Here is a 10,317-nt window from a genome sequence, read left to right on the forward strand (position 1 = left end):
GTGCTATCCTTTTTTCGATACGCGTCGTAAAGTGTCAGCGATGGCCAGTTTGCTCAGGGAAGTCCGCCTTCTGCTTTCCATTCCGTCGCTCTTTCTCTTTGTAGCGACTCTTGTTACGGGAGCAGGATTGCTCACGCTACAGCCAGACCGTCCGTTTTTCTGGATTCCCGCCGGCCTGGCCTTCAGCTTCCTTTTTCGATACGGGCTTTCCATGAGCTTTGCCGTTGTTCTGGGCGAGCTTTCCGCCTTCTTGATCACCGGCCACAGTACACTGCACGGCCTTGCCTCGGGTCTGGCATCGATCGTTTCGGTTCTTCCTCTTGTGTACCGCCATAACCATCTGAAGATCAGCCGCGAAGACCACATGTGGCGTCGCTTCATGCTTGCCTTTCTGATCGCACTGCCCGTCGGCACGACGCTGCGCTTTCTTACGAATGATGTCGGATGGATCGAATGGTATATGCGCGTCTTTACCGGCGTCCTCTTTCCGGGACTGCCGCTTCTTCTATGGAGTCGATCAAGTCGGTTCTCGGGCGACGCAGGCCTCTGGGAACGTGTAGCCGTCACGACGGTATTTGTGCTTTCGTTACCCGTCGTCTTCTTCGATAATATCGTTCCGTTTCTACCGCTACCGTACGCCTACCTGCCCGCCATGCTTGTGATCTGGATCGCATTACGTATGGGAGATTTCTCGGGAGCGGCGGCCATGTTACTTCTGGGCCTCGCCGCCTTCCCCGGCACGGCGTTGAATGAAGGCCCCTTTGCAAACCAACCCGCCTCGCTTCGTATCTATCTTGCATTCCTTGCAATCATCACCTTCTTTCTCACATCTCTTATTGAACGACAGACGCTTCTGCTCAAGCAACAGATCGAACAGGATACGTTATTCCGGCTCTTTCTCGAACGCACGCGAGACATCATCTACAGAGCTCGCAGGGGCTCGAACGCCGGGCTTGAATTCATGAGCCCTTCCGTCACTGAATTTCTCGGTTATACTCCTTCGGATTTTACGTCGAACCCTGCATTGTTGATCGAGCTCATCCATCCCGAAGATCATGAAATCATCGCTCGCATCCGCTCCTCCTCTGAAAAAGTGCAGGAGGCTGAGTTTCGCATCTTCGATCGCAAAGGGCATCTTCACTGGGCGGAATTGCGTCAGGTCACTCTCAAAGACGAACAGGGGAATACCGTCGCCGTCGAGGGAGTTGTGCGAGATATCACGGATCGCAAACAGGCAAGCAATCGCATTCTACACCTGAACGGACTTCTACACTCCATACGGCAGATCAATCAGCTGATCACGCGAGAGCGGGATCGTGAGATCATTCTCAAAGAATCGTGTAACATCCTTGTGCAGAACCGCGGTTACAGGGTAATCTGGATTGGTCTGCCCGACAGGGAAGCCAAACACATCGAGGTCGCCGCCGTCGCCGGTGAAGGGTCCGGTTATACAGACGGTTTAACCATTACGATCGACGGAAGCGTTACAGGCCTCGGCCCATCGGGAAGGGCGTGGGCGACGGGAAAGACCGTTCTGACTTCGAATGTGACGTCCGATCCCGCATTCGCGCCGTGGAAGGATCGCGCCGCACGCTTCGGCATTCACAGTTCGCTTGCAATCCCCCTCGTGCACGCCGATGTCAAATATGGATTGATGAACGTTTATACCGACGACTCGCTTCAATTCAACGAAGAAGAGATCGGTCTTCTCGGCGAGGTTGCCGGCGATATCGCTTACAGTCTCTACAACATCGAAAGAGAGGCCGAGATAGAGAAGCTTGCTTACTACGATCCGTTAACAGACCTCGCAAACCGACGTCTTCTGCTCGACCATCTCGAGCATGAGATGGCCTTTCTGCGACGACGCAATCGTTTCGGTGCCCTGCTCTATCTCGACCTCGATAACTTCAAGCACGTCAACGACTCGTACGGACACGATACAGGAGACGAAATACTTCGCGAGGTGGCCCGTCGTCTACGCGCACGTTTACGCGAAGAAGATACCGTCGCCCGTCTGGGCGGCGATGAATTCGTTATTCTGCTCTTCGATCTGGCCGATTCTCCCGACGAAGCGGCAAAGCAGGCGCAATCGGTCGCCGAGCAGGTGCAGTTAACGCTACAACCGCCGTGCATCGTCGGCCAGAATACGTTCAATCTCACCCCGTCTATCGGTGTCACCGTGCTTCCGCGATACGATCAATCCCCGCAAGATGTGATCCGTGAGGCCGACACGGCCATGTATCGCACGAAGATGGAGGGCAGAAACGGATATCGTTTCTTTCATCCTGAGATGCAGCGCATGGCGGAGTTTCGTCTGTCCATGGAGCAGGAGTTGCACAGGGCCATTCAGGGACAGGAATTCACTCTGCACTATCAGCCGCAGGTCGATACAGAAGGCCGCACCGTCGGGCTGGAGGCCCTGTTGCGCTGGCAACATCCGACTATGGGCACGCTTGGACCCGATAAATATATTGGCATCGCAGAGGAAACGGGGTTAATCGTTCCGCTCGGACGACAGATTCTGAGAATGGCATGCGGGCAGCTGCAAATATGGAAGGCGCAGGGGTTTCAGGGAACAATGGCCGTGAATATCAGCGCACGTCAGTTTCGCGATCCTTACTTTGTAAAGGATGTGCAGGATGCGCTTGCTGAAACAGGTGTCGATCCGGGCAGCCTGCTTCTCGAAATCACCGAAAGCGTCTTTCTTGATAACCTTGAAGAGAGCATTGAGAAGATGGAGGATCTGTGCGCTACCGGCATCCGCTTCTCGGTCGACGACTTCGGCACAGGCTATTCCTCTCTGACCTATCTGAAGAGGCTGCCTCTCTATGAAATTAAGATTGATCGCTCTTTTACGCGCGATGCCGTCAGTAACGATTTCAGCCGGGCCATCATCCGCACCATCGTTACAATTGCCGAGCATCTACAGATGACCGTGATTGCCGAAGGAGTGGAAACCGACGATCAACAGAAAACGCTGATTGAACTCGGTTGCCGGCGATTTCAGGGCTATTATACGGGGAGGCCTGTACCGGCCGATCAGATTTTTGCAGAGCAGAAGAAGTCGGACCAATGATCGGTCACCAGCAACTGGTGTGCCGGTAAAATGTTGCGGTTGCTCGAGTGTTCGGGAGGGTCGGGTGCTATGTTTGCAGGAGTCTCGTGAGTTTTCTGGTGACAGCATCGACGTTAATGGAGGAAATTACTACAGGATTCCAGTGCCCCCTCACCCAAACTGGTTGAGTTCCTCCATTCTCAAGGGTAATCACCCCCATAGCGATCAGCATCAGATAAACAAAGATATAGCAGCGGGAAAAACCCGTAGCATTCGAAATCGCCGAAAGCCTCCCCCAATCCCGATCATCAGGATAAAAGTTCACGCGGACCAGGCTCTGTCCCTCGTCCTGATACTGTTTTTTCCATTTGCCCGTTTCCAGAAAATTTAACTTATACTCGAGCCCGGGATCATTCATCAGACTGCCGAGATAGGATGAAAGAGCCCAGTGACTCACTTTAATGTAAGGGCTGCGCCAGAAGAACCGTTTGAAATACGCTTCGGGAATCAACAAAGTGGAGCGGGAACGGTAATAGGGCTCCCGATCAATGCGTGTCTGTTCGTTCATACTGATCCCGGTCGGGAAAAGGCTGAATTGACAGAAAAATCCAGTCAGACAGGAAAAAATATGATCGATTCGGCAGCAATCGTCCGCAACCAAAAACCAGCAAGAAACAACGATTCAGAGCGGCGGCCGAAATACCATCAGATAGAAGATGCCCAGCATCGAGAAGAATGCCGGAATACCGAGACTCGCCCAGATAAAGAAATGCCGGCCGTACTCTCTGCTGGCACTCAGCCCATGCGCAAGAGCGTGCGTCACAGCGGCCAGCATGCGGTACTGAAGCATGGCGGCCGGAATCCAGCAGGCCATGGCGACGACGAAGAGGATTAACGAGACGAAGACCCATCCGCTTAAAATCGGATAACGCACAAGCCAGACCATGATAAGCCCTGTTGCAAGCTGAACAACACCAGCCAGAGCCGTGAAGATCCAATCGGCGTGAATGATCTGTTTCAGGGTTGTTTGAATAACGTTGAGATCACCGGTTCGATGGGCTCTCATCAGCGCGTAGGCCGATCCTGCACCGGCCCCGAATAAGAACGTGGCGCTCAAAATATGAACCAGCTTTACTATCAGGAAGATCATCGCTCTCGCTCTCGTTATCGCTCTGGCCTTAGCCTGTCTGAAGAATCATCGCCGTCGAAAAGCCATCCGACGGCAGTCAAGACAAGCAGAGGGATGTTCTTTGAGATTGGACCGAGCGGATGCAGAAGAAGCTCCGGAATTCGAAACGCTATCACCAGCGTATAAAACGCCACAGCGGCCAGCTGAAAACCGTAAGATATGCGACGATATCGGCTAAAGAGCATCAGACCGAGTACAAGGTCAAACAGACAGGAGCCATACAGAAACAGAACAAGCAAACCGTCAGGCACGCCGGACTGTTTCAACCACGACATACTGATAGCGGGCTCGTACAGAAACGCAGTCACGATGGCCGTCCAGATCCACACGAACGCGATACTGTAGCGCAGCATGGGCCTGATGACGGATAACGCTGCCTCATACAACGTTCCGGCCGGCAAAGCAAGAGCAGATCTCATCGTAAGGCCTGTGAGCCTTTCAAACGGCCGCGCATCGCCCGTATTGCCGCGCTCAAGCATTTGTAACGTCTCTTCGTTCACGATGCCTGTTCCCCATCGTGCAACGGCCCGCATCCATGACATAGGAATGCCTATCAGATAAGCCGCGGCAAATCCGGCATTCCGTCGAAAAGACTGAAGCATCTGCGCCATCGTCACGACCTCGGGACCGGCAACGTCGACGGTGACTCCGCGCGAAGGCCACTTTGCGATGAGCGACGACACACCGGCCGCAAGATCCTCAATACGCAACGGCTGCAGCAAGAAGCGGCCGCCGCCGGGCAACGGCAGAAGCGGTAACGTCGCAAGCAGAGCAAGAAGCTTCGTGCTCTTGCCGCCCGGACCGATCACAAGAGAGGGGCGCAGGATCACGGCAGAGGGGATGAGCTTGCGCAACGCCTCATCGGCCTTGCGCTTCGACAGATGATATTTCGTTTCGGCATGCTCGTCGGCTCCGAGCGCAGAGATCTGAATCAGACGTCGGATCTTCAGAGATCGCGCCGCACGAAACAGGGCGAGCGGGCCTTCATAATGAAGACGCTCAAACGTAGCATCCTTGCTTTCCCTGATAATTCCGACGGCATTGATGACCGCATCGCATCCGGCCAGCTGATCACGCCAGGCGCTCTCATTGGCTTCGTCAGTGATTTGAATATTAAAATCGCCCTTCACATATTCGACTCCGGCAAGCGCCGGCTGTCTGGCGGGATCACGTACGCACAGGCGCAACGTATAACCATCGGCCAGCAGGCGTTCGGCGATAGCACGTCCGATGAAGCCGGTGCCGCCGATCAGGAAGATGCGCATCGGCTTCATACGTCGCTCACCTCGATAATTTTATGGCGCGCCGTCTCGCCGCTGACGATCGATACATGTCGTCGTTTCACGCCAAGGTGACGGGCAAGCGTTTCGATCAGCTCGGCGTTTGCCTTACCATCTTCGGGAGGCGAATGCACCCTGACCTCGAGCGTGCCGTCTTCAAGGACGTGAACGCCCTGCTTCGACGACTTTGGTTTCACATGAACGGAGTAGCGGCGCACATCTACTGGTTGCGTTTGCCGCTCATTCTGGAAAGCGAAATCCGATACGGTTCCGGTTCATCCCCTCCTCCGCAAGACACAGGGCCGGATTGTTGATTTTAAGACTCAGAATCGCCCACGCTCTGGCAGCACCTCAGATGGAGTGGACGCAGAACCTTTTCCTGACATTCTCGCCAATTATGACACAGAGATTTCGTTTTCTGTTTTTCGTAGCCCTGCCGCTGATCTCCGGATGCTACATTGCAGAACTCTACCAGCGACGGGCCATTCATCCCGATGGTCTGCGCACCATCCAGCCCGGCATGACGGCTCCGCAACAGGTCAGCCGCGGCGGATCTCTTCTTACAGGCTACGGCCTCTGTACGCCGGTCTTTCAGTTTATTCCCACAGCCTACTGTGATACATCGGCCACCGCTTATTCTTTCAGCGGCGAGACGCTTGCCATCGCGAACTACTCCGCCTATCATGTTTCGCTACAGCTCTTTGACTCGGCATCAAAGAGGCCACTGTGGAGTCGCAGCGAATTCAACACGGCCATCTCTGCCATCGCCTTCTCGAAGGATGACCGGACGGTTCATGTCACCTCGGGTTATGCGCTTTACATCCTCTCTCGCGAAAACGGAAGCATTCAGGCGACGCATGCGATCCGCACCGGGCACAGCCTTGCCGTCAGTGAAAAGGCGATCTTCGTCGGTCATAACGGCAGCATCACGATGATCAAAGCCGACGGAACACGTACAGAACAGAGCTGCGTTCCGGACCGCGAGATACTCACATCGGGCATAAGAAGCACGCCCGCGGAAATCGTCGATATCGCCGTCTCTGAAGATGAGCAGAGCATGGCCGCCATCGATATCCGCGGATTTGTATGCGAGTTTGATCTGAGCGACGGTATGCGACTCAAGGCGGCCTATTATCCGAATCGGCCGACGTTCACCGGACAGGTTGCCTACAGAAACGGACTGTATATCGCTCGTGAACAGCAGCTGTCTCAGGTGAAAGAGACGGAGCAGGTCTATGAATGCATTCAGTCACTCGAAGAAATGTATGCAACACCGCAGGCCTTCTATGGCCTTGTTCGCAGCTTCGAGCGCGGCGGAGGGTATCCGATCGTTGACATGGATTCGTTTATCGAGAGGCGCTGTAAGGCGGTGGCTGGAGGGGGATAGAAAAGCAAGAGCCACGCATCATCTGTCAGTCATTCATCTGAGACTTCAGCAGACCAAGCGCCTTATGATACTTCTGGAAGCGCTCAAAGTCTTTCAGGGATATGTCGCCATCTTCAACCGTATCGTGTAAAAGAGCCACTATCATCTCTTCGTCGGACCGACAACGATGCATCAACCGTAACGGATGCAGTATGTAAGGCCGTCCGCCTCGGTCCACCTGTCCTGCATGAACACGAACGGCTATGGCCAGGGCCTGATCAATCATATTCATGGGTATCTCCGGATTATGCTTCTACGAAGCTTGAGAAACTCAGAGCGCGATCAACTTAAAAATTACCGGCCGATCGTGACGGCTCTTTCATTTCTCTTGACTTCGCTTGCTGTCAGTCCAAGCTCCTTTCGTGGACCCGACGCCCGACAGAATCATTCGTGATACGTTCTCTGATAGAGAAGATGCCGTTCCTTTCTTCCGATCCACTCTGCCGCCCGGGCTGCTCGCTGTCCTTAATCTTGATACCCTAGAAGTAGAACAGGGAACCTTCATCGATGAGTCTATGAAGGAATACCGTACGGACGTCCTCTTCCGTATTCAAACCGCCAGTGGATCGCCAGCGAAGATCTATCTGCTATTCGAGCATAAATCGCAAAGAGATCCGCGCATCTTCACACAGCTGCTTTCCTACCTCGCACGTATCTATGAACGACAGGATAAGCCCGTTCCCGTCATTCCCTTCGTCTTCTATCACGGAAAGAAGGCATGGGATCTCGGCACCGATTTCACGGCCCACTTCAAGCTCACGGATAGGGAGCGACAGATCTTTGCGCCCTATCTACCCGATTTCCGATTTGAGCTGTTTGACCTCGGTGATCAGGATGTTGAGACGCTAACTATTACACTCTACGTCAAAATGCTTCTACAGATCATCCGCTCCATTGATACGGATCGTCTTGATGACAATCTCAGAGACATTTTCGAGCTCTCTGAGATCTTTTTCTCAGAGCAAAAAAAGCTTGAGAAACTCAGAAAATTGATCTTTTATGTCCTCACAAGAGGCGAGGTGCCGCACGAGAAAGTTGCGAGCATCCTTTCCTCGGTCTCGAAACGACTGGAGAAGGAAGCTATGACCGCTGCCCAAAAACTCAGAGAAGAAGGATTTGCACAGGGTATGCAGCAGGGCATGCAACAGGGGCTCCTTGAAGGAGAGCAGAAGCTACTTATCAAACAGATGGAGTGGAGATTCGGCAGTCTCTCGAAACAGGAGAATGATACCATCCGCGCCTGCTCAAACAGAGATCTCATCGAAGCAGCAAGCCGGGCTATTCTCGAAGGAAAGAGCAAGGATGAAGTGCTGGCACCGCTACGCTGATCCACACAAGACGACTGAAAGTATACTTAGTTTTTTGATATCTCCGTAATGCCAGCCGATAAAAACAGTATATCTGTGTGCGCCCTATTGCTTTTTCTACAGCTCTTCATCTCCCGTCATCTCGTAGCCGAAAATCTCATGCTGCGACATCAGCTTCTTGCCTATAAACGGTCGATCCAGAAACCCCGCATCAGACAGATTGATCGAATCCTCTGGGTCATTCTGGCCGGTCTTCTGCCGACTGCCTTCTGGAAGAATGCTCTTGCCTTCGTCAAACCTGCTACTGTGATCCAATGGCATTGAGAGGCCTATCGATCTTTCTGGACGTGGATCTCGCGAAGAAAGAAGTCCGGTAGACCGGCCATACGTTCTCTGCTCAGAGACGAGATCATCCGTATGGCAGTAGAGAATCCCACCTGGGGACCGGAACGCATCCTCGGCGAGCTACAGACTGCTGGCTATCGACTGCATATCAATACCTTACGTAAATATATGCCGAAACGTGCGAAAACTCCCGGAGGGAACTGGAAGAACTTTCTCGACCTTCATTCATCGCAGATCGAGGCCATGGATTTCTTCGTAGTACCGATGTGGAACTTCACGCCGCTCTATGTCTTCTTTATCATCCACCATGCAACGAGAGAGATTCTACACGTTAACGTCACGGCACATCCAAATATGCAGTGGCTGCGACAGAACCTGAAAGAAGCATTCTCTGACGGAAGCATCATCCCGAGATACCTTGTTCACGACAATGACCCGGTCTTTGTCTACTCCAGACGATTCATGGAAAACGTGCTTTCCATCACTCCCCTCAGAACGGCGCCTCACAGCCCATGGCAGAACGCTTACGCTGAGAGATTTGTCGGAACCATTCGAAGAGAGCTCACCGATCACATCATCCCTCTCTCAGAAGCTCATCTGAGAAGTCTCGTCAGAGAATACATGCGTCATTATAATGAAGATCGTACGCATTCCTCGATCGGAAGAGATTCACCCCACGGCCGACCCCGGGCAGAAATGCCTCCCGATCAACCCCAGATCTCCGTTCCGCGAGTCCGTGGACTCCATACTTTCCGCTGGAGAAGGCCGCATGAGATGCATTTTTGTAGGCGACCCCCGATTTAGCGCGAACCCTCATGGTCAGCTCTACGGTCCATCTTCCAATGGAGATTTCGCAATTGTGCAGGGTCTATTCCCCTTCTTCAATAATCAAATCACGGCAGTATTTGTCGAAGTCCTCTTGATCGTCTCGATCCAGTTTAGCCCCCAGCGATACGACCTCGTAAATTAACCGTTCACAGGCAAGTCCGCTTGAAGATCCAAACTTCAACTCACGGGCATCATAGTTTCGCCACGGACCATCAATAGCCTTGCCCTGCTCATCACGGGCACTATGGGCAACGATATAGAACTGAAGAACGTCTTTGTAAAAGTATCCGGCCACAAAGCGCAGCTCCTTCCAGCCATGAAGCATCGTACCACCACCGAGGTCTCTCGGTTCATAGGCAATGGTTTGCCCATATGACAGAGACTTGTCAATTTTATATCTCTTTCCCTCCCAAGTCAGCCAGAAAGGCTTCTGATAAGTCCACTTACTTGATCTAACGCCGTCGAAAATGTCATCAAGCTCTTGAGGCGTCGTTACACCTGGTCGTATCGATTGAATACGCTCCAGCGTTATCAGGGCATCCTTAAAAGTGTTATCGTGATCACCCGTGGATAACTTGTGGTAAATCGTTTTACAATTGAACAGACTCAAGAATCCCATCGTTATTACTCCCATTAATAATAGTCTCATCGAAATTCGATTATGTCCCGAATTTAGTTAGAGTTTGAAAAGGCGGAACCCTGGCCCAAAATGGGCCGAACAACCACATTCCCTTACGGAGGGTTCCAAGTGAAGAAGAACGAACGGGCAGAAAACAGTCAAACACAAAGCCTGGCGGCCGATGAGTTTCGGGATTATATTCGAACCAGCCTCGATTCCCGTGTGCGCGAATTTGCACTCGGCTACGTAGGAGCTTTGATTCTCGAAG

Annotated in this window: 11 protein-coding genes; 5 read left to right on the forward strand and 6 right to left on the reverse strand. The window is 52.8% G+C overall.

The window, feature by feature from the left end; genetic code table 11:
- The first annotated feature begins 40 nt into the window (after positions 1–40).
- Positions 41–3,076, forward strand: coding sequence for a bifunctional diguanylate cyclase/phosphodiesterase (locus LEPIL_RS21445; protein ID WP_002769390.1), 3,036 nt, complete (start codon positions 41–43; stop codon positions 3,074–3,076).
- A 67-nt stretch (positions 3,077–3,143) separates the two neighbouring features.
- On the opposite strand, the gene LEPIL_RS01840 is transcribed toward LEPIL_RS21445, so the two are convergent.
- The 4 genes from LEPIL_RS01840 to LEPIL_RS01855 all read right to left on the reverse strand — a co-directional run bounded on the left by LEPIL_RS01840 (position 3,144) and on the right by LEPIL_RS01855 (position 5,742).
- Complete coding sequence (locus LEPIL_RS01840) at positions 3,144–3,623, reverse strand: DUF1564 family protein (RefSeq protein WP_002769399.1); 480 nt, start codon at positions 3,621–3,623, stop codon at positions 3,144–3,146.
- Between the two features lie 114 nt (positions 3,624–3,737).
- Positions 3,738–4,205, reverse strand: a complete 468-nt coding sequence (locus LEPIL_RS01845; RefSeq protein ID WP_002769400.1) for a DUF2269 family protein — start codon at positions 4,203–4,205, stop codon at positions 3,738–3,740.
- A 14-nt stretch (positions 4,206–4,219) separates the two neighbouring features.
- The gene (locus LEPIL_RS01850; protein WP_002769402.1) at positions 4,220–5,518 is read right to left on the reverse strand and encodes an SDR family oxidoreductase; all 1,299 of its coding nucleotides are present in this window, start codon (positions 5,516–5,518) and stop codon (positions 4,220–4,222) included.
- Entirely contained in the window at positions 5,515–5,742 is a 228-nt protein-coding gene (locus LEPIL_RS01855; RefSeq protein WP_002769404.1) for a DUF167 domain-containing protein, read from the reverse strand. Before LEPIL_RS01855 ends, LEPIL_RS01850 begins: the two co-directional genes overlap by 4 nt.
- Positions 5,743–5,921: 179 nt before the next feature.
- On the opposite strand from LEPIL_RS01855, the gene LEPIL_RS01860 reads away from it, so the two are divergent.
- Complete coding sequence (locus tag LEPIL_RS01860) at positions 5,922–6,911, forward strand: hypothetical protein (protein ID WP_143464659.1); 990 nt, start codon at positions 5,922–5,924, stop codon at positions 6,909–6,911.
- A gap of 25 nt (positions 6,912–6,936) precedes the next feature.
- On the opposite strand, the gene LEPIL_RS01865 is transcribed toward LEPIL_RS01860, so the two are convergent.
- Entirely contained in the window at positions 6,937–7,182 is a 246-nt protein-coding gene (locus LEPIL_RS01865) for an HD domain-containing protein (protein WP_002769406.1), read from the reverse strand.
- Positions 7,183–7,312: 130 nt separating this feature from the next.
- Between LEPIL_RS01865 and LEPIL_RS01870 the strand changes: the two genes are divergently transcribed.
- The 3 genes from LEPIL_RS01870 to LEPIL_RS21455 all read left to right on the forward strand — a co-directional run bounded on the left by LEPIL_RS01870 (position 7,313) and on the right by LEPIL_RS21455 (position 9,406).
- Entirely contained in the window at positions 7,313–8,278 is a 966-nt protein-coding gene (locus LEPIL_RS01870; protein ID WP_002769407.1) for an Rpn family recombination-promoting nuclease/putative transposase, read from the forward strand.
- A gap of 48 nt (positions 8,279–8,326) precedes the next feature.
- On the forward strand, positions 8,327–8,581 hold the full coding sequence (locus LEPIL_RS21450; RefSeq protein WP_143464829.1) for a hypothetical protein: 255 nt from the start codon (positions 8,327–8,329) through the stop codon (positions 8,579–8,581).
- A 93-nt stretch (positions 8,582–8,674) separates the two neighbouring features.
- A complete protein-coding gene (locus LEPIL_RS21455; RefSeq protein WP_052608107.1) occupies positions 8,675–9,406 on the forward strand; it encodes an integrase core domain-containing protein in 732 nt (243 codons plus the stop codon).
- Between the two features lie 64 nt (positions 9,407–9,470).
- On the opposite strand, the gene LEPIL_RS01885 is transcribed toward LEPIL_RS21455, so the two are convergent.
- On the reverse strand, positions 9,471–10,049 hold the full coding sequence (locus LEPIL_RS01885) for a hypothetical protein (protein ID WP_002769408.1): 579 nt from the start codon (positions 10,047–10,049) through the stop codon (positions 9,471–9,473).
- Positions 10,050–10,317: the final 268 nt, after the last annotated feature.

It is taken from the genome of Leptonema illini DSM 21528 (assembly GCF_000243335.1).
Lineage (GTDB): Bacteria > Spirochaetota > Leptospiria > Leptospirales > Leptonemataceae > Leptonema > Leptonema illini.

Bases quoted from the DNA above. Each gene is read 5' to 3' on its own strand.
- LEPIL_RS01885 (WP_002769408.1), bottom strand. From the start codon at position 10,049: ATGGGATTCTTGAGTCTGTTCAATTGTAAAACGATTTACCACAAGTTA.
- LEPIL_RS01850 (WP_002769402.1), bottom strand. From the start codon at position 5,518: ATGAAGCCGATGCGCATCTTCCTGATCGGCGGCACCGGCTTCATCGGA.
- LEPIL_RS01845 (WP_002769400.1), bottom strand. From the start codon at position 4,205: ATGATCTTCCTGATAGTAAAGCTGGTTCATATTTTGAGCGCCACGTTC.
- LEPIL_RS21455 (WP_052608107.1), top strand. From the start codon at position 8,675: ATGGCAGTAGAGAATCCCACCTGGGGACCGGAACGCATCCTCGGCGAG.
- LEPIL_RS01865 (WP_002769406.1), bottom strand. From the start codon at position 7,182: ATGAATATGATTGATCAGGCCCTGGCCATAGCCGTTCGTGTTCATGCA.
- LEPIL_RS01860 (WP_143464659.1), top strand. From the start codon at position 5,922: ATGACACAGAGATTTCGTTTTCTGTTTTTCGTAGCCCTGCCGCTGATC.
- LEPIL_RS21445 (WP_002769390.1), top strand. From the start codon at position 41: ATGGCCAGTTTGCTCAGGGAAGTCCGCCTTCTGCTTTCCATTCCGTCG.
- LEPIL_RS21450 (WP_143464829.1), top strand. From the start codon at position 8,327: ATGCCAGCCGATAAAAACAGTATATCTGTGTGCGCCCTATTGCTTTTT.
- LEPIL_RS01840 (WP_002769399.1), bottom strand. From the start codon at position 3,623: ATGAACGAACAGACACGCATTGATCGGGAGCCCTATTACCGTTCCCGC.